General features: G+C 42.3%; 15 protein-coding genes and 1 pseudogene. 15 read left to right on the plus strand and 1 reads right to left on the minus strand.

The window, feature by feature from the left end; translation table 11 throughout:
- From A2517_RS10245 to A2517_RS10265, 5 genes and pseudogenes are all read left to right on the plus strand, one after another.
- A pseudogene (locus tag A2517_RS10245) lies at nucleotides 1-1,183 on the plus strand (phenylalanine--tRNA ligase subunit beta); the annotation flags it as partial.
- Nucleotides 1,180-2,457 carry a 3-phosphoshikimate 1-carboxyvinyltransferase gene (gene aroA, locus A2517_RS10250; RefSeq protein WP_294896707.1) on the plus strand — a complete coding sequence of 426 codons (1,278 nt, stop codon included), beginning with the start codon at nucleotides 1,180-1,182 and terminating at the stop codon, nucleotides 2,455-2,457. The pseudogene A2517_RS10245 and the gene aroA, both read left to right, overlap by 4 nt.
- Entirely contained in the window at nucleotides 2,454-3,284 is an 831-nt protein-coding gene (locus A2517_RS10255) for a 4-hydroxy-3-methylbut-2-enyl diphosphate reductase (RefSeq protein WP_294896709.1), read from the plus strand. Before aroA ends, A2517_RS10255 begins: the two co-directional genes overlap by 4 nt.
- A 4-nt stretch (nucleotides 3,285-3,288) precedes the next feature.
- Nucleotides 3,289-5,733: an ABC transporter substrate-binding protein gene (locus A2517_RS10260; protein WP_294896711.1), complete on the plus strand. Its 2,445-nt coding sequence runs from the start codon at nucleotides 3,289-3,291 to the stop codon at nucleotides 5,731-5,733.
- A gap of 37 nt (nucleotides 5,734-5,770) precedes the next feature.
- On the plus strand, nucleotides 5,771-6,205 hold the full coding sequence (locus A2517_RS10265; protein ID WP_294896714.1) for a hemerythrin family protein: 435 nt from the start codon (nucleotides 5,771-5,773) through the stop codon (nucleotides 6,203-6,205).
- Here A2517_RS10265 and A2517_RS10270 read toward each other — a convergent pair.
- The gene (locus A2517_RS10270) at nucleotides 6,202-6,885 is read right to left on the minus strand and encodes a response regulator (RefSeq protein ID WP_294896716.1); all 684 of its coding nucleotides are present in this window, start codon (nucleotides 6,883-6,885) and stop codon (nucleotides 6,202-6,204) included. The two genes, A2517_RS10265 and A2517_RS10270, sit on opposite strands and share 4 nt — an antisense overlap.
- Nucleotides 6,886-7,043: 158 nt before the next feature.
- Here A2517_RS10270 and A2517_RS10275 point away from each other — a divergent pair, with 158 nt between their 5' ends.
- From A2517_RS10275 to A2517_RS10320, 10 genes are all read left to right on the plus strand, one after another.
- The gene (locus A2517_RS10275; RefSeq protein ID WP_294896717.1) at nucleotides 7,044-8,699 is read left to right on the plus strand and encodes a 30S ribosomal protein S1; all 1,656 of its coding nucleotides are present in this window, start codon (nucleotides 7,044-7,046) and stop codon (nucleotides 8,697-8,699) included.
- A 5-nt stretch (nucleotides 8,700-8,704) separates the two neighbouring features.
- Nucleotides 8,705-9,187, plus strand: a complete 483-nt coding sequence (locus A2517_RS10280; protein ID WP_294896719.1) for a hypothetical protein — start codon at nucleotides 8,705-8,707, stop codon at nucleotides 9,185-9,187.
- Entirely contained in the window at nucleotides 9,187-10,776 is a 1,590-nt protein-coding gene (gene serA, locus A2517_RS10285; RefSeq protein ID WP_294896721.1) for a phosphoglycerate dehydrogenase, read from the plus strand. The genes A2517_RS10280 and serA overlap by 1 nt, the downstream gene beginning before the upstream one ends.
- Before the next feature lie 141 nt (nucleotides 10,777-10,917).
- Nucleotides 10,918-11,916 (plus strand): virulence RhuM family protein, encoded by a 999-nt coding sequence (locus A2517_RS10290; protein ID WP_294896723.1) that lies wholly within the window; start codon nucleotides 10,918-10,920, stop codon nucleotides 11,914-11,916.
- 175 nt (nucleotides 11,917-12,091) lie between these two features.
- Nucleotides 12,092-13,792, plus strand: a complete 1,701-nt coding sequence (locus A2517_RS10295) for a TolC family outer membrane protein (protein WP_294896725.1) — start codon at nucleotides 12,092-12,094, stop codon at nucleotides 13,790-13,792.
- A gap of 32 nt (nucleotides 13,793-13,824) precedes the next feature.
- The gene (locus tag A2517_RS10300; RefSeq protein WP_294896727.1) at nucleotides 13,825-15,972 is read left to right on the plus strand and encodes a type I secretion system permease/ATPase; all 2,148 of its coding nucleotides are present in this window, start codon (nucleotides 13,825-13,827) and stop codon (nucleotides 15,970-15,972) included.
- The gene (locus A2517_RS10305; protein ID WP_294896729.1) at nucleotides 15,972-17,315 is read left to right on the plus strand and encodes an HlyD family type I secretion periplasmic adaptor subunit; all 1,344 of its coding nucleotides are present in this window, start codon (nucleotides 15,972-15,974) and stop codon (nucleotides 17,313-17,315) included. The genes A2517_RS10300 and A2517_RS10305 overlap by 1 nt, the downstream gene beginning before the upstream one ends.
- Nucleotides 17,316-17,939: a response regulator transcription factor gene (locus A2517_RS10310; protein WP_294896731.1), complete on the plus strand. Its 624-nt coding sequence runs from the start codon at nucleotides 17,316-17,318 to the stop codon at nucleotides 17,937-17,939.
- Complete coding sequence (locus A2517_RS10315) at nucleotides 17,932-18,723, plus strand: hypothetical protein (RefSeq protein WP_294896733.1); 792 nt, start codon at nucleotides 17,932-17,934, stop codon at nucleotides 18,721-18,723. Before A2517_RS10310 ends, A2517_RS10315 begins: the two co-directional genes overlap by 8 nt.
- An 80-nt stretch (nucleotides 18,724-18,803) precedes the next feature.
- Nucleotides 18,804-20,360, plus strand: coding sequence for a hypothetical protein (locus A2517_RS10320; RefSeq protein WP_294896735.1), 1,557 nt, complete (start codon nucleotides 18,804-18,806; stop codon nucleotides 20,358-20,360).
- The last annotated feature ends 232 nt before the right edge of the window (nucleotides 20,361-20,592 follow it).

The raw sequence follows: 20,592 nt of genomic DNA on the forward strand, positions 1-20,592 counted from the left end.
AGAACTCACCAGTTCCTATGAACCCCGTATCATCAGTATGGTTGAGTCTGAATTCGAATCCTTTATAGGTCTTAAAATCGATAAAACACGAATTACCCAAATTTTCAAAAATCTCGGGATGGATATCGGAAAACCTAAAGGATCAACCTTTGCTATTTCGGTTCCTAAATTTCGTCATGATATCGTGAACAAACAAGACATTATCGAAGAGGTTGTCCGTATCGTCGGAATCGATAATATCCCTTCTAAGCCGCTTATTTTTGCGGAAGCAAATCAAATGAGCAGTGATTTGGCAGAGTATAAAAAAACACGAATGTATCGTCACCGTGCGGCGCAAAGCGGGTTTTACGAGTCTGTCCATTTCGTCTTTAATGAACGGATCCAAGTGGAAAAATTCGGATTTGTCTGTACCGAGAGTTCAAAAGAGCTTTTAAATCCGATCACCGCGACGTTTGATACTCTACGTCCTACCCTTTTGGTCGGACTTTTGAATTCGGCATCGGCGAATGTCAAAGTGAATCAAAAGAAAATTGCTTTGTTTGAAGCAGGGATGGTTTTTGATAGCGAGCGCCGCGAGTCAAAGCGTATCGGATTTATTGTATCCGGTCCTATGGAGAATGAAAAGATTTCCAATGCGGGTAAACCTGCCGTTATCGATTTTGCTTCTTTTACAAAGTTGATCGCGGATGTAGCGGGATCGTTTGAACTGGTATCGCATACCCCAAGCCACTCGTTAGCACATCCGTATGTGTGTGCAAAGGTAATGATCAACGGGAAAGAAGCGGGTGAATTGTTCCGCCTACATCCTCAAGTAGAGGAAGAATTTGACCTTGCCCAAACGTTTATGTGTGAACTCAAAACCGATTGCCTCCCATATGGACTGATCGAAGCGCAACCGTATTCGAAATATCAAGCCTCTTTTAGGGATTTGAGTATTTTGATCTCCAAAGCGGTGACGTATGAGAACATTAAAGCCGTGATCGAAAAACACGCCTCTGCGCAAGTAAGACGATTCTATCCGGTAGATCGTTATGTATCCGAGAGCTTGGGAGAACAGATGAGTCTTACCCTTCGTTTTGTCCTTCAATCGGATGAAAAAACACTCGAAGAAGAGGATATCAATGCTGCTATGGAGTGGATTCTCAGCGGTCTTAAAGATGAGTTGGGAGCAGGTTTGAGATGATGTCCGCCAAGGTTTATTCTGCACAGCCGTTCGAATTTAAAAGTGATGCGATTGCGCCCGATAAATCGATTTCGCACCGATGTGCGATGTTTTCTGTTTTAGCTGAAGGTGAGAGCAGAATTGAGAATTTTCTTCGCGCAGAAGACACCCTTAATACCCTCAAAATCGTCGGCCATCTTGGAGCAGAGATCACCGATGACGGGAAAATAATCACCATCCGTTCCAACGGGATACAGGAAACGCCCGAAATACTCGATTGCGGTAATTCGGGAACGGGGATACGTCTTTTTTGCGGGCTTCTCAGTTCGGCTAAGGGACATTTTGTCCTTACGGGTGATGAGTATCTTAAACGTCGTCCGATGAAACGGGTGACGCAACCGCTACGCTCAATCGGAGCAAAACTCGACGGACGCAATAACGGTGATCTGGCACCTCTCTCCATCCGAGGGGCATCCCTTAAAGCATTCGATTACGTCTCTCCTATCGCTTCGGCGCAGGTGAAAAGTGCGATGATGCTTGCCGCGCTTCGCTCCGATGGAGTGTGTACATTTCGCGAACCGGAGCTTAGCCGTGACCATACCGAGCGTATGTTGCGCGGGATGGGTGCTCGTGTTGAGATCAACGGACTTGAGACGAAAATATGGCCTCTTAATAAACCGTTAAAACCTCTTGATATTCGTGTTCCCGCCGATCCTTCCAGCGCCTTTTTCTTTGCGGTAGCGGCAGCTATCATCCCCGGTTCTTCTGCAACAATCGAAGGGGTTACCCTTAACCCCACCCGTATTGAAGCGTTTAAAGTGTTGGAGCGTATGGGGGCGAAAATCACTTATATACTCAATGATGAGCGGTATGAGCCGATCGGGACGATCAAAGTGGAATATTCCCCTCTAAAAGCGGTCACGGTGGAAGAGAATATTGCATGGCTCATTGACGAACTTCCGGCTCTCTCTATTGCTATGGCGTGTGCAGAGGGGAAAAGTGTTATCAAAAATGCCGAAGAGTTACGTGTCAAAGAGTCTGATCGTATTAAAACGGTCGTTGATAATTTGAACTTTTGCGGGATTGAAACCGAAGAGTATCCTGATGGATATGCTGTACTCGGAGGAGAGTTAAAATCGGCTGTCGTAAACAGTTACGGCGACCATCGTATCGCGATGAGTTTTTTGATAGCAGGGCTAAAATGCGGTATGGAGGTTGAGGATATCGAGTGTATTAATACCTCTTTTCCAAACTTTTTTGATCTTTTGGGGTTCTGTACGAGGGTCGAGAAATGAAAATCGAGTTGGCGGAGAGTTACGGGTTTTGTTTCGGAGTAAAACGGGCGATCAAAATTGCCGAAGAGAACCGAAATTCCGCAACGTATGGTCCGCTTATCCATAATGCCAATGAGATTGATCGGCTTAAAAACGATTTCAATGTCGCCCTCAGTGAAAATCTGGATAGTTTTAAAGCCGGAGATACGGCGGTAATTCGTACCCACGGTATCCCGAAACAGGAACTCTCTACCCTGAACGAACGTCACGTTAATGTAATTGATGCCACATGCCCGTATGTGACCAAACCGCAGCAAATTTGTGAGGAGATGAGCTCTCAGGGGTATGATATCGTCATCTTTGGTGATGAAGCACACCCTGAGATTAAAGGGGTTAAGAGCTATGCCAAAGATAATGTGTACGTCGTCAACAGTCCTGATGAAATTGATGCACTCCGCTTGCGGGAAAAAGTTGCAACCGTGGCGCAAACCACCCGTAAAGTGGAAGAGTATCAGCAAATCGTCGGCAAATTAATGGCGACCCATAAAGAGGTGCGTGTTTTTAATACCATCTGTAATGCAACCTTTGATAATCAAGATGCCGTGCGTAAACTGGCACAACAAGCCGATGTTATGATTGTTATCGGAGGGAAAAACTCCTCTAATACCAAGCAACTGCATTCGATTGCTAAAGAGTATTGCCCAGAGAGTTATCATATCGAGAGCCAAGAGGATTTACAATCGGAGTGGTTTAACGGTAAAAATTTTTGCGGTATCAGTGCAGGAGCTTCTACTCCTGATTGGATTATTAATCAGGTTATTGAAAAAATAAGATCCATTACCGTTTAATACAATGAGATTCATTTTTGTACTACTCATTTTAGTTTCATCAGGGTGGTCACAAAAAAATCTTGAAAAGGTATCCATTCAGCTTGATTGGAAATTTCAGTATGAATTTGCGGGATTTGTAGCGGCAAAAGAAAAAGGGTTTTACCGCGATGCCGGATTGGATGTTGATCTAAGAGAGTACCACAACAGTGTGGATACGGCATCTGATATAATCAACCGTAAAGCCACCTACGGTTCGTATAACAGCAGTATAATTATTTCAGGGGGGAAGCCGGCACCTGTCGTATTGCTTGGAACGTACTTGCAGCGTTCTCCTCTCGTATTCGCCGTCCGTAAAGGGATTAACAATCCTGCTGATTTAGTTGGTAAGAAAATTATGGCTACGAAAGACGAGTTTCGATCTTCCTCTCTTGGATTGATGCTCAACCACTTCGAAATCACACCTGCAAATGCAACTTTTTTGCTCCATTCTTTTGATATACACGATTTTATTAACGGAAAATGCGATGCTATTACCGTCTTCCGCTCGAATCAATTGTATGAACTGGATCGTTTGAATATTCCTTATACGGTTATCGATCCGGCAGATTACGGATTTGTAATGAGTGCTGTAAATGTTTTTACGTCACGGAATGAAGCCCTTGAAAATCCTGAGCGGACACAAAAATTTATTGAGGCAACCAATCGTGGGTGGCAATACGCTTTGGACCATCCAGATGAAATTATTAATTTACTCCTGAAAAAATACAAGACCGGAAAATCCAGGGATGCGCTTGTATATGAGTACAAAGTGACAAAAAAATTGATGATGACCGATTTTTATCCGATTGGTCAGGCCAATGAAGAGTTGACCGTTCGAGCCTATAAACAACTGGTTCAGTCCGGAAGGCTCTTAGGCGATCAGAAGCTCGGAAAATTTATGTTTCAAGAGATTATTGCTTCGAACAATGACGTTCAGATGACGACGGTTCAGAAACACTATTTGCTGAACAAGAAAAAAATCGTTATGTGCGTCGATCCCGAATGGTATCCGTTTGAGGCGATTCGTGAGGGGCGTCATATCGGGATCGCTGCGGATGTGATGAGAGAGTTTGAAAAGCGGCTCGGGGTTCCTATCGAATTTCATCCTGTCGAATCGTGGGAAGAGTCGATTACTCTTGCGAAAAAACGGGAATGCGATATTTTTTCCCTTGCATCAAGTACCCCAGAGAGACTCCACTACATGGATTTTACTTCACCGTATGTGACGTTGCCTATCGTGATGGCTACAAAGATGGATAAACCGTTTACGGAAGATATTACATCTTTGGGAAATGTTAAGTTAGGTTCCGTAAAAGGGTATGCGATAACGGAACAGTTAAAAACACACTATCCTGATCTTAACCTCGTTGAAGTAGCCTCTATCACGGACGGTCTTAACCGCGTTGAATCAGGTGAATTATACGGCTATATCGATAATCTCATGGTTGTCTCTTCGTACATCCAAAAAGAACATACCGGAATGTTGAAGGTATCATTGCGGTTAAAAGAGAAGGTCGAGTTGTCAGTGGGAACCCGAAATGATGAACCGATTTTGAAAGATATCTTTGAAAAATTAGTTTTGGGTATTGATCCTATCTTGATGCAGCGTTTTTATAACCGTTATACAACAGTTATAAGAGAACAAAACCCCTATGGGATTATTGCTCTTAGCGTACTCGCATTGGTTGCCATGATCAGCGCATTAATGATTGGATGGAATTATCTGCTTCGTAAAAAAGTGCGTTTGGAAGTGGCAAAAAATCTTCGGATTAAAGATCAGCTCTATCAAAAAGCGAAACAAGCTGAAATCGGTAATCTGATTGCCAATATTTCCCATCAATGGCGTGAGCCCCTCTCGAAACTCAGTTCACTCAATCTTCTCACCATTGCCAAGATAAGAATGGGGCAGCCAATAGAAAACGAGTGGCTTTTAGAGCAGTCTCAAAAGATCGAAAATACGATTGATTTTATGTCTCATACCATGCAGAACTTTTTAGAATTTTACAAACAAAACAGTGTTAAAAGTGATTTTTCTGCGTATGATTCGATAGAAAGTTCTATCTCTATCATTGAAACAAAAATTCTCGATTTGGGGATTCATGTGGTGATAGAGGGGGAAGATAGCGTATTAAACGGAGTTAAAAATGAATGGATGCAAGTTTGGCTCAATCTTTTAAATAATGCGGTTCAGGTATTTTCAGAACGAAAGATCGAGAATCCGACGATACGGATTGAGTTAAATCCGAATCGAATTATGTTTTGCGATAACGGCGGCGGGATGGATTTAGGAATATCTTCAAGTGGGCTAGGTTTGCCGATGTGTAAGGAGATAGTTGCAAAATACGGTGCTCGTCTGGAATTGAATAATACAGATGTCGGTTTATGCGCTACGGTTGTTTTGCGATCTGTTTGCGATATGAAGAGGTAATAATAGCGAATATTATTTGAATCAGGGGATCAACACTATGGCAACAGGATTGGAGTGGAGCGAAGAGTACCGACTCGGAATTAGCGGGATTGATGCTCAGCACGAACATCTTTTTGAGATCGTGGGGCGGATTGCAGCACTCGATGCGCTCACTTCGACCAAAGAGGAACTCAAGGCCATTTTAGGAGAACTTAACAGCTATATGAGCGAGCATTTTCGCGATGAAGAAATCTATATGAGACGGATCGGTTTCCCTGCATACGAGTATCACCGAAATTTACACCATGAAATTATCGAATTTGTAAACCAATCGATCACGACTTCTCCGACGCTGGCTATGATTCGTACCAAACTTAAATTTATTATCAAAAAAGCACTGATCGATCATATCGTTACCGAAGATATGAAATACAAACTCTACGCAGAAACCCTCAAAGATTATGTTGACGAATGTACGGTTGAATTGGATTAAAGTTTAAACCGATACCCGAGATCAGGAATTGTATAGATAAACGTTTTTCCAAATCGACGGCGGATTCGGAGGATAAAGTTGGTCAGTGCAGAATCACTCATATCTTCAAATTCCCATACGGCTGATTGAATCATATCCTTGGTGATTAATCGGTCTCTATTGTGGGCTATCAACTCCATAAGAAGGGATTCCTTTTTATTCAGAGAGAGATTCTCCCCCTCTTTTATGAGTATTTTGTTTTCAGTATCAAAATACCACCCCTCTTTGAGTTCTATTTTTTGCATTTGATTTAACCCTAGCTTTTCACTGCATTGTTCTAGTGCTTGAATCAACTCATCGTATTTGATTGGTTTGAGGAGATAGGCTGTAAGTCCCAACGGAATCGAACGCAATAAAAAATCTTCGTCTTTGTGTCCGCTAATGATTAAAATCGGTATTTGAACGTTTGTGCTCCGAATTTTACGGATAAAATCGAGACCGTTTTCATTTTTGAGTTTAATATCGCTGATGATGATATCAATATGCGATTTCTCAAAGAGTAATGCAGCCTCTGCCAAGGTAGTAACATGATGCACTTTTTGGACAAAGATGTTGAGCAAGCTGGTTGCATTTACTGCTAACTCAGCATTGTCTTCGAGAAAGAGAATTGTTTTGTCTTTAAGCCGTTCAAGAGTATTCACCGCTGGATAGTCCTATTTAGAATAATATAAATAGCAGTTTATCAGACTGACATCGTAAATATATCGTAAAAGATAGAAGGTTGTATTTATAGATAATAAATCAAAAATCAAGCATTTTTTCGCTATAATCAGCCAATTTTTAGTTACAAGGGATAGGCATGGCTTTCGATAACGAATCGTTCGAAGAAGAAAATTTTGCTGAGATGTTAGAGGCATCTTTCAAAGAGCAAGAATCTACACGCATTACAGAAGGTGAAGTAGTAGAAATTCAAGAGAGTGACAACCGCGCGTTGGTAGGCGTCGGTGAAAAACTCGAAGGGATTCTTTCACTGGATGAAATCCGCGATGCAGAGGGTAAACTTTTGTTCAACGTCGGCGATAAAATTATGGTAATGGTAATGGGGCACTACAATGAGCGCCCAAAAATTTCATACAAAAAAGTGCTTGAGCAAGAGAAAACGCTCGCATTTATCAATGCACACAAAGAAGATTTCGAATCCATCGTGATCGAAGCATTGGTGACGAAGAAAAACAAAGGGGGCTACCTTTTGGAAGCGGACGATGTCCATTTCTTCCTCCCTCGCTCACTTGCTGCATTCAAAGAGACCGATCAAGTAGTCGGTAAAACGATCAAAGCACAAGTGGTTAAAGTGGATCCCGCAGAAGCGTCAATCGTTGTTTCTCGTCGCAAGCTTTTCAATGATGAGCGTAAGCGTAAAAAAGAAGTGATCGATGCGTTGATGGAAGAGGATAAAGTTATCCAAGGTACCGTCAAAAAAATCACCAGCTACGGTATGTTTGTTGATGTCGGCGGAATTGACGGGTTGGTTCATTACAATGAAATCAGCTACAAAGGGCCGGTTAATCCATCAAAACTTTACAAAGAGGGTGATGTTGTCAACGTAAAAGCAATTTCATACGACAAAGACAAACGTCATCTTTCACTCTCAATCAAAGCGGTTCAATCCGATCCGTGGCAAGAGGTTGAGGAGGCGTTGGAAGAGGGTGATACTATCACCGTTACCGTTAGCAACATCGAGCCGTACGGTATTTTTGTTGACCTCGGAAATGACATCGAAGGTTTTCTTCACATCTCTGAAATCACATGGGATAAAAACATTAAACATCCTAAAGATTACCTCACTGTCGGTCAAGAGATCGATGTTGAAGTTATCGAAATCAACTCTAAAACACACAAATTGCGTGTATCGTACAAACGTCTTCAACCGAAACCGTTTGAAGAATTTACCAAAAAATTCAAAGAAGGTGATGTTGTCACAGGGACCATCACGTCATTGACTGATTTCGGTGCATTCGTTAAAGTTGGCGGAGTAGAGGGATTGTTACACAATCAAGATCTTTCATGGGACAAAAACGTCAAATGTAAAGAGACACTCACTGTCGGTGATGAAATCGAAGTAAAAATTGCGAAAATCAATGTGGATGATGAAAAAATCTCTTTGAACCGCAAATCACTCGAAGAGAGCCCGATCGATCAATTCGCAACCAATCATAAAATGAATGAAGTAGTTCAAGCTACCGTTCGTGACGTGAAAGATTTCGGTGTATTCGTTTCATTAGAAGGGGGTGTAGATGCCCTTATCCGTAATGAAGACCTTTATCCTCTCATCGCGGAAGAGCTTGAAATCGGTCAAACCATCGAAGCGGCTATTTTAGTTATTGATGCGAAACGTGATCGTATCCGTCTCTCTGTTAAAAAACTAGAGCGTCTTAACGATCAAAAAATGTTAGATGAAATCAATGACAATGACGCGCACAGTCTTGGTGATTTGATTAAAGATCAATTGAAATAAATTCAATGAGACGTGCTGCTTTTTGGCTGTTTCCCCTTATAGCCTTTGCGGTAGCGCTCTTCATTGTCTTATTTTTGGTGCAGATCAACCCTTCTGCGCCTAATATGAGTTTGAGAGAAAATAATGATCCGAAAGAATCCTCTGAGGGATTAAAAGGGTTAGGAAACTGGCTCAGCCATTTATCCACTACGGAGGAGAGCGGTTACTTTTATCCGGTCAATGAAGTGACTTTAAATCTTGATATGGGTGGTGAGAACGCTGTATCTGAAATGTACAGACTCACGATCGAACCTCAGAACTCGGATGAACTTTTGCAGGTTATGGAAGTACTGAAAAAAAGTACACTCCCTTATGAAATGCAAAATAATGATAATACCAAACGTATTACGGTTGATTCAACCGATCAGTTTCAACTGCAATCTCTTGTAACAAAACTAAAAACCTACCAAATCGCGGCGACAGTGGCGCCGTTTACCGAGGAAAAATAATGGAAAAATATAAAATTGTCGTATGTGATCATATTCACGAAGAGGGACTTAATATTCTTCGTCGTGATGAGCGAATCGAGATGATTTTTGCGGCAGATATGGACAAAACAGCTCTTTTAGATGTTATCAAAGAAGCCGATGTCGCTATTACCCGCAGTTCAACCGATGTTGATGATAAATTTATCGCCGCTGCGAAAGGGAAAATGAAAGCGATCGTCCGTGCCGGTGTCGGTGTGGATAACGTCGATATTCCCGGATGTTCAAAAGAGGGGATCATCGTTATGAACGTCCCTACTGCCAATACCATTGCAGCGGTTGAACTCACGATGACCCATATGCTCTCATGTATGCGTATGTTTCCGTATTCCCACGATCATTTGAAAAATCAACGTATTTGGAAACGTGAAAAATGGTACGGTTATGAGCTAAAAGGGAAAAAACTGGGAGTTATCGGTTTCGGTAATATCGGAAGCCGTGTCGGGATACGCTCAAAAGCGTTTGAGATGGAAGTTATCGCATATGACCCGTATATTCATCCTTCCAAAGCGACCGATGTCGGTGCTAAATACACGACTAATTTCGACGATATTTTGGCATGTGACATTATTACAATTCATACTCCGAAAAACAAAGAGACGGTCGGTATGATCGGAGCGGATGAAATCGCGAAAATGAAAGACGGTGTTGTCCTCATTAACTGTGCGCGTGGCGGATTGTACGATGAAGAGGCTCTTTATGAGGGGCTTAAATCAGGAAAAGTCCGATTTGCCGGGATCGATGTATTTAACAAAGAACCGGCAACCGATCACAAACTTCTTGATCTCGATAATATCTGTGTTTCTCCTCATTTGGGTGCGAATACGTATGAGTCACAGTACAACATTGGTGTAGAAGCAGCGCAGCAAGCGATCGAAGCGGCCAAAGGGATCGCTTATCCTCACGCGATGAATTTGCCGATTGATGAGACCAAAATCCCTTCATTCGTGAAACCATTTTTAGAAATGGGCCAAAAAATCGGTTTCTTGGCGTCTCAAATCAATAAATCACCGATCGTTTCGATCAAAGTGAGCGGACGAGGCGATATCGCCGAGTACGTTAACTCTTTGGCAACATTTGTTACGGTAGGGGCTTTAGCGGATATTTCAGGCGATACAATCAACTACGTCAATGCTGATTTCGTGGCAAAAGAGCGCGGCATTAAAGTAGAAACCGGATCACTTCCAGAGAGCCCTGTGTATAAAAATCTCGTAACGGTTCGTTTGACAACGGATAAAGATGTTATCGAGATCAGCGCAACGATGTTCGGTGATGATGTTCAGCGTATCGTTGATATCAACGGTTTCGGTGTCGATGTTGAGCCAAAAGGGAATATGATTCTTTTCAAAAATACCGATGTTCCGGGTGTTATCGGACAAGTGGGTACGATGCTCGGTGCGCATAATGTGAACATTGCCGATTTCCGTCTCGGACGAAATAAAAGCGGTGAAGCATTGGCGGTTATCATGGTCGATTCTGCCGTCAGTGATAAAACTCTCAAAGAACTCTCCTCTCTCAACGCGTGTATTAGCGTCTCTTACGCACGTATTTAATCTCTTCTCTTATTCCCGCTTAGCGGGAATAAGTCTTAACACCAGTTATTATCTTTCATTTTGTACCTATTATTACCTTCAATGAGCAAAAAATGATACAATTAATCTTAATATGAATTGCCAAGAGATGAAGGATTAAGTGTGAAAGATTTAACAACATCAAATATCCTCATCTACCAAACTGAAGACGGCAAAACGAAAATCGAAACCCGACTCGAAAATGAGACGGTATGGTTAACACAAGACCAAATGGCAGAACTTTTTCAAAGAGATAGAACGGTTATAACTAAACATCTTCGTAATATTTTTAATGAAAGTGAACTCGATGAAAAAAGCAATGTGCAAAATTTGCACTTTGCACATTCGGATAAGCCTATCAAGTATTACAACCTCGACGTCATCATCTCCGTCGGCTATCGCGTCAAATCTTTGCAAGGGACGAAGTTTCGCCAGTGGGCAACGGCACGGCTCAAAGAGTACATCGTTAAAGGTTTTGTCATGAATGATGAACTCCTCAAAAATACGGGGGGCGGAAACTATTTCGAAGAGTTGCTCTCTCGCATCCGTGATATTCGAAGCAGTGAAAAAGTCTTTTGGCGTAAGGTGCTCGATATATACGCTACCAGTATTGATTATGATCCCAAAGCCGAACAAAGCATCCTCTTTTTCCAAACGGTGCAAAACAAGATACATTGGGCGGTTCATGGCAACACTGCGGCGGAGATCGTCTATCAAAGGGCGGATGGTTCCAAACTCAATATGGGGCTGACCCATTTCATAGGGAGCAGACCGACCAAATCAGAAGCAGAAATTGCCAAAAATTATCTGAGTGTTGAAGAACTGGAACTCCTCAACCGTATCGTAACCGCCTACATAGAGGTCGCAGAAATCCAAGCGATAAATAAAACGCCGATGTATATGAGCGATTGGATAATGCGACTGGATGATTTTCTCAAGATGACGGGTAAAAATATACTGGAACATGCCGGAAAAATCAGCCATCAAATCGCTATGGAAAAAGCGCATAGCGAATATGAAAAATACAAAGAGATGACGAAAGATGAACTCTCAAAAGTAGAAAAAGATTTTATTGACTACATAGATCAAACGGCAATTATGGTCAAAAAAGGAAAAAAATAACCCTCCAAAGTTATACTTGAATCCCAATGAGTTCCCCCCCGCTTCGGGAGTAGATATCCTCTTTACTTATACTCTTTATTTTGTTTCTATTTTCTCTTTTCATATGTTATAATGTGTGACTAATTTTTTTTAACTTGTTTTATTTTGTAAATTGATTTAAAGAATAGGAACCTATATGGGTAGATATGCACTTGCTTTTCCTACTATTTTGCTATTTTCTTCGTTACATCTTTATGCCCTTGATCTAAAATCAGCTCTCAACGAGAGCCTCACTACCAATCCTGAAATTCAGCAAAAATATCAAGAGCTTTCTGCAGCGTATCATGAACTTGATATTTCCCGCTCAGGGTACTTACCGAAACTGGACGTTCGAAGCAGTGTTGCCAAAGAGCGTGCAAACACCCAAATGACCGGTTTTGAAAGTCGTCAATTTAGAACTCTAAATACCAATATTACCCTTACTCAGAACCTTTTTTCAGGTTTTATGACCGATTCGGAGATGAGGGTCAAACGTCACAATATTCAAATGAAGTCGTATGAGTATGACGAAAAAGTGAACGATCTCTCGTTACGTATGATTAAAGGGTATTTGGATGTTCTCAAAGCGCATGAGTTGTTGGAAGTAGAGCGTGATAATGCAAAAGCCCATGAAAAAATCTATCACAAAATTTCACTCCGTGTTGAAGCCGGCGGTGGGAGGATTGCGGATCATAAAGAGGCTTTGGCGAAGCTCTCACTTAGCTATGTGAATACGTTGACACAAGATAATAACTATAACGATGCGGCAAGTGTATTGCACACGTTGATGGGGCGTTATCTTGATCTTAAAACACTGCAAAAACCTTCCATCAACACCTCTTTACTCCCTCGGACACTCGAAGAGGCTATGGAAGAGGCGGTTCAAAAAAATGCATCGGTTATGGTGGGCAGGTCTGAAGTGGAAAGTGCGAAAGAGTCGATTGATGTGGAGCGTAGCAACTATTATCCGAAAGTGGATGCGGAACTGAATTCACGTACCTATGATAATGCTAACGGTACCGGAAATATTGATAAAACGGCAGCCGCTATGGTGACGTTAACCTATAACCTCTATAATGGAGGGGGCGATGAAGCACGGATTAAACGGAGTTTGAGCCAAACGTATAATGCAATGGAGCATCTTCGGTCACTAAAACGGGATGTGATGGAGAATATGGCGATTGCCTATAACGCCTATACCGTTTTTAATCGTCAAAAACCTTTTTTAGATGTGTATCGAGAAGCGAATGTGGATAAAACACACTATTACAATGAAGAGTTTGATCTGGGGCGGCGAAGTTTGATCGATCTTTTAGATGCTGAAAATGAATCCAGTACGGCTCGTCGTAAAGCGATTGAGAACGAGTATGATCTTCTTTACTCTTTTTTCCGTGTATTAGCGGCAAAAAATGAGTTGATATCGTATTTCAATATAGAGACGGATAAACAAAGCGGGATAAAACCCTCTGACCCGATCAACAATAACCGTGAATTTGCCCCATCCGTCGGAGAATACCCGATGATTCCGACCCTAATGCTGAACCCTCAAGAGATCAATCCTCCTAAAGAAGAGAGTAACGTAACTCGTCATAGCGTTGCACATAATCAAAAAGGGTATGGATACCATCTTAAAGCGGCACGTGCGGGAGATTCTCAGAGTCAGTGTGCACTCGTCCACTTGTATGAACAGGGGATAGGGACGGCAAAAAACACAGAGAAAGCGTTGTATTGGAAAAAACGATGTACTCTAACACCCAAAGTCAAACGGTTACCGTCTCCTCAAGAACAATCCAAATCGCTTGATGAGAGACTTCAAGAGTTGGGGATACTGCTAGAAGAATCGCAAAAGGGAAGATAAACACCGATGAAAGCACTAAAGAAAGGTAAGTTATGAGCCTCCAATACGATGATAAAACCGATCCGTTATTAAAATGTCTGGTCCTTTTTACCAAGCTCTATCACACCCCTTACAGTGCTGAAGCGTTAACCTCTGATTTACCTCTAAAACCGGGTGAGAGCACCCCTGAACTGTTTGCCCCTAACAGCTCCAAAGGGCTTTTTTCACGTGCCGCCCGTAAAGCCGGTCTTACCAGCCGTATCGCCCATAAAAAGCTTTCTGAAATATCTCCGCTGGTACTGCCGGCTATTTTGATTCTCAACGGTAAACGGGCTTGTATCCTCGAATCGTACAGCAAAGATCGAAAGCAAGCCAAAATCATTTTACCCGAACTGGATGAGTCTGAGACATGGGTTGATATCAGTGAGCTTGAAAAAGAGTATATCGGGTACGTTTTCTATTTGAAAAAAGAGTATGCCCTCGAAAAACGATCCCAAAAAGCGACCGATCATACGACAGGGCATTGGTTTTGGGGGACATTGTGGATGTCCCGTTTTATTTACCGTGATGTTATTCTTGCTTCGTTGATTATCAACATCGGTATTATCGCCAGCCCCCTCTTTACTATGAACGTTTACGACCGCGTTATCCCCAATGATGCGATGGAGACGATGTGGGTATTAGCCAGCGGTATCGTTTTAGTGTATGTGTTGGAAGCCCTGATGAAATTTACCCGCAGCTATTATCTCGAAACGGCTGCTAAAAAAAGTGACGTGATTATGTCGTCGATCATTTTTGAAAAAGTGCTCGATATGAAACTCGAAGCGCGCCCGAAATCGGTCGGATCGTTTGCCAATAATTTGAGAGATTTTGAATCGGTGAGGAATTTTATCTCATCCTCTACGTTGACGGTATTGGTGGATATGCCGTTTTTAGTCATCTTTTTGATTATTATATGGATGCTTGGCGGGTTGATGGTCGCTATCCCGATTTTTATGGGGTTATTGATTTTGCTCTATACCGTCTCTATTAAGCCTCAGCTTCAAAAAAGTATTGAAGCGACCCATCAGGCATCGGCCAATAAAAACAGTGTTTTGGTTGAGAGTTTGATGAATCTAGAGATGATTAAGACCATGGGTGCGAATGGAAGGTCTCAGTACGAATGGGAAGAGGCAAACGGTCATATCGCCAATGTCAGTCTTAAATCAAAATTGCTTACGGCTTCGATCCCTACCGTCACCGGATTTTTGACGCAGGTGACAACCGTAATGCTAATTGTCGCCGGAGTCTATATGATTCAAGATCGTTTAATGACGATGGGGGCTTTGATCGCGATCGTCATGCTCACGTCGCGGGCGATGGCACCGATGGGGCAGGTTGCCGCCTTGATTTCCAGCTATCAAAATGTCAAAAGTTCGTATGATACTTTAAGCAAAATCATTAAAATGCCCGCAGAACATCCTAACGGAACCGAATTTTTGAAACGTGTCGGATTAAAAGGGGATATAGAGTTTAAAAATGTCTCTTTCCGCTATCCCGATGAGGATAAATACTCTTTGAAAAACGTCAGTTTTAAAATCAAAGCAGGGGAGCGAGTCGGGATAGTCGGTCGGATCGGATCGGGTAAAAGTACGATTGAGAAGATCATATTAGGGCTTTATAGCGTGAGTGAAGGTTCTGTCTTGGTTGATGGTGTCGATATGTTCCAAATCGATCCGATTGATTTACGTAAAAGCATTGCGTACGTCCCTCAGGATATCTCTTTGATCAAGGGGACGGTACGGGATAATATCATTTATCGCGACCCTTCCGCCGATGAGAGGATGATTTTCCGTGCTGCGAAAATCAGCGGGGTTGAAGATTTTGTAAACCGCCATCCTAGAGGATTTGAGATGAATGTCGGCGAACGCGGAGAGGGGATATCCGGGGGACAGCGTCAAAGTATCGCCATTGCCCGCGCTGTTATTTCGGATGTACCGATTATCCTTTTGGATGAACCGACCAATATGATGGACAGCCTCACCGAAGAGAAAGTCAAGCACAATCTTAAAGAAGTCTTGGGCGGAAAAACGGTGATACTGGTAACGCACAAGACATCGCTCCTTGATCTTGTCGATCGCTTAATGGTGGTCGAAGAGGGTAAAATAGTGGCGGACGGTCCTAAAGAAGACGTGTTAAAAAAACTCGCAGGAGGTAAGTGATGAAATTCTCTAACGATCGCGGTTTTGATGATTCCGATTTGGAGTATATGTCCAGCCTCTCCACGGCGGCAAACCGCAATACGGCGCAATCATCCCGTATCTTTTTATGGTCGGTTTTGGCGATGGTGAGCGGAACATTGATTTGGATGAGTATTGCAGAGGTCGATGAAATTACCAAAGGGGAGGGGAAAGTAATCCCCTCTACCCATCTGCAGGTGATTCAAAATCTTGAGGGTGGAATTGTTCAAGAGATCCATGTTAATGAAGGGGACAGCGTCAAAAAAGGGGATTTACTGATTCGCTTAAGCAATATAAAACCCAAAAGTGAACTTGACGGGAACCGAATCCAATACTATGAATTAAAATCAAAACTCTATCGTCTCCAAGCGGAAGCATCAATGGGGAATTTTTCGATAGATCCACTCCAGCGGCAAGAACTCGATGGATTTATTGAGCGTGAAGAGGGGGCGTTTCATTCGAATCGAAGTCTGCTTATTAGTAAAATAAATATTTTAAATGAACAGATGAATCAGCGCTTAAGTGAACTCTCGGATGCCAAATCAAAAGCGAAACTTCTCTCGGAAACGCGAGAAATGATCGCTAAAGAGGAAGCACTTTCTCAGTCGATGTTTCAAAAAGGGGTTGAAGCTAAGAGTGATTATTGGAAGGTTCAACGAGAACGGAGCCGAATAGAACGAGAATTGGAAGAGGCTCAAAACTCCATTCCAAGGCTGGAATATGCGGTATCGGAACTCAAAGAGAAGATGCTTCAGGAAAAAATAGATTATCAAAACAAAGCGAAGCTTGAACTGAGTGCAACCAATGCGGAGCTTGGGCGGATTGATACGAGTTCTATCCCCTTAACCGATCAAGTTGATCGATCTCTAATCATTGCTCCGGTAACCGGTGTTATGAAGCAGATGTTTATCAATACCGTCGGCGGCGTCGTGCGTCCCGGGATGGATATCGCCGAGATTGTCCCCACTGAAGACTCCCTGCTGATCGAAACAAAAATCAAACCTTCTGATATAGGATTCCTACATCCGGGACAAAAAGCAATTGTTAAATTTTCCGCCTACGATTTTTCGATTTACGGCGGAATGGTGGGTGAAGTGTACCAAATCAGTTCGGATACGATTATCGATCAGCAAAAGCAAGAGAGCTATTATTTGGTGAAAGTTAAGATCAATCAAAAATTGGCTATTAACTCTAAACTAGCAAAGGTGACAATTATGCCGGGGATGACGGCAAATATTGATATCCTTACCGGTAAAAAGACGATTTTACAGTATTTGATGAAACCGATCATCAAAGCACGTCAAAATGCCCTTACGGAGAAATAAATGTATCGCATAATCTTAGTAAGTGAATCAGAATCGTTTGTCAAAACTCTTGGAATTAAACTATCCGAGATTGGGTATTCTTGGCTCTCTTTCGATGAGATGAAGTCGGATGAACACATTCAAGGCTCTTTTATTGTCATTTTGGATATTCAATCCTTTCAGATGACCTTTCACGAACTGGGAGAATTTTTAAAAGAGTATCCTTATCCTGTTTTGGTATTGAGTGTGATTCCTACCTTTGAAGAGGGATATCCTCTGTTGCGCATGGGGGTCAAAGGGTATGCCAACAGACATATCGGCTCGGTTAATCTCCAGAGTGCGCTGAGTGTTCTGGAATCAGGGGGAAGCTGGTTTGATCCCGGATTTATGAATGATTTGATTCGTCATATCGATTATCGAGGTGTTCCGAGTGAGAGCGGAGAAGAATTGTTCGAGATATTGAGCGAGCGTGAGAGGGAAATTGCCCGATACATTGCACAAGGGCTTAGTAATCATCAAATAGCAGACGTACTGGAGATCACAGAGCGTACGGTTAAAGCACATCTTTTGTCGTGTTACAAAAAACTGGGATTAAATGATCGTGTGAGTCTTGCCTTATGGGTCAAAGAGGCGGGGTATGTCTAAATCCTATCAAGAGAACGCTTCCAAGGCACTGGAACGTTATTTGGCTGATGTTGCCCCTTATGCAACCCAAAAGGTTGAAGAGGAGCAACCGCAAGCGGCCGAGGTGACGGTTTTGGCCATTCGAGCTTTTAACGGCATTGTCGCAATGTGTCAAGAAGAGTTGTCGGATGCCGATGAAGATCATCTTCAGTATGTTTTATCGGTAATGTGTCATATTGATGTAAACGCTTCCGGCGAAGTGCTTTGTGGACAGATAAACGGATTTATTTCTCATTACATTGAATATTATAGACCCCTAAGCGAGGGAGATGATCCCTATTTAGCGGTTAGTGAAGAGAATTTTATTAAATTAATTCGCTTGAAAAACTACGGTGAAAAACTACGGTATTATTTAAAAAATTTTATCTTGCAGCACAAAAAAAGAAAATGGTATCAGTTTAGTATTTCTGCATCGAAATACCGATGGGCGGAAGATCAATTAGTCGATATAGAAACCGCATTGGCCACTATTAAGTACCGAATTGAAGAAGACAGCGATAAAATGATTCAGAAAATCGTTGATAATTTTTATATTATCTATATATGTCTTTTGGCGTTGGTGAAATATTCGAGATTGAAACAAGATTTGATACTGGAACTGAGTGTCAATGCCCAAATTGACCGCATTTTCTATATGATTGATCCCTCGTTTCAAGCGCATGCATTAAAAAACAAATATCTTCTCTATTATCATGTAGTCTATGAACTGAAAGAACTTCATAGCAGTATACTCACTGATATGTAAATTTGTCCGATCGGACAATTGACGTATATCCTATCGTATGGAATACTATGACACTGAAAATTTCCTAAATGGAGCATGTCATGTCAAAAGCGATTGGTGAAGTAACCCGTATTGACGGAGAGTATATTGTTAAATCAGGGGATGGGTCATTAAAGATCTTAGCACCGGGAACACTCCTTTTCGAAGATGATGTGATTCAAGGGCGCGGAGGTAGTCGCGAACTTGAGATTGAGCTTGTAAATGGGGATAAACTCGTTTTGGGCGGAGATGAAGTGGTCACGCTCAGTGAAAGTGTTATTTCCAAAGAACCGTTTGATATGCAAGATACCCAGATAGAGCCGGAACAAATTGTGAGCAAGGCGGATTCAAGCGATTGGATTATGAATGTTGATCCTGAAATGATTGCAGGATCGATAGAGCCGGAACATTTTGTGGCAAGAGCGTTTCTTGATCATAATATCTTGGATTTAAATAACGGACCAGCTTTGAATGCAAATGCAACAGATTTCAATGATGGATTAATCGGTTTGGCTCCGGAAGATGAAGTGATTGCAGATGTTGACGCAGTTGAAGCTGCCGTGGATACGGTAGAATCAACAGAAGTGCTGGAAGCACCGGCAGCAGAAACGATAGTTGATGCTGCTGCAGAACAAGCGGCTGCACAAGCTGCTGCAGAACAAGCGGCTGCACAAGCTGCTGCAGAACAAGCGGCTGCACAAGCTGCTGCAGAACAAGCGGCTGCACAAGCTGCTGCAGAACAAGCGGCTGCACAAGCTGCTGCAGAACAAGCGGCTGCACAAGCTGCTGCAGAACAAGCGGCTGCACAAGCTGATGACAAGCACGACAAAGACAAAGACAAAGACAAAGACAAAGACAAAGATGACGATGACGATGATAAGCACGATAAAGACAAAGAGCACAGCGATAATCGAGACGGTGACAAACATGATGGTGACAATCATCATGATAAAAATGGAAATTCCTTATTCGACTTTATTAAAGCAATAGTGGCGAAAGTAAGTGCCGTTATTCAAGAAATTACGGATAACAAGCATGATGACAAAGACGATGACAAAAATGAGAAGAAAGAGCATGATGACAATCGTGACGGCGATAAGCACGATAAAAATGATGACAAGCACGATGACAAAAATGAGAAGAAAGAGCATGATGACAATCGTGAGGGCGATAAGCACGATAAAAATGATGACAAGCATGATGACAAAAATGAGAAGAAAGAGCATGATGACAATCGTGAGGGCGATAAGCACGATAAAAATGATGACAAGCACGATGAGAAAAATGAGAAGAAAGAGCATGATGACAATCGTGACGGCGATAAGCATGGAGAGAATAACGATGAATCGATTAATCTATCCGGTTTATCCGATTTAGCCGAAGATTCGGATCATGAAGTAGAAAGTTCATTATCCGGTGAGATTGCGTTGAGTCAAGTCTTTACATTGGATCAAGACCCGAGTGTCGCATTGTTTGAAGAAGATTTGAGCATTGCCTCCGCAACTCCGGTACAGAGCGATACTTCCTCTTCTTCGGCAGCGGAAATACATGAGTTATATAATGATGCTTCTGATAGCGGCTTGGCTGTAGAAGCGCCGATAGAGATTGCGGCAACGTAATCTGACTAATAGATAGCTTTTAGCCCCATTCCGTTATAATAAAACACTTTTTTATAGCGGAGACGGGATGAGTACGGAAGAGATCGGGGCACTACTAAGCGATAAAAGCAAGCTCCTCTCCGAAATCTATTTCGAGCTTCAAGCCGCGTGCGAAGCCAAATACGGCTCCGACACCCTCGTCATCATCGAAGTGGGCTCTTTTTTCGAGGTCTACGAAGTCAACAACGAAAAA

Origin of the sequence: Sulfuricurvum sp. RIFOXYD12_FULL_44_77, from assembly GCF_001830725.1 — a bacterium.
Lineage (GTDB): Bacteria > Campylobacterota > Campylobacteria > Campylobacterales > Sulfurimonadaceae > Sulfuricurvum > Sulfuricurvum kujiense_A.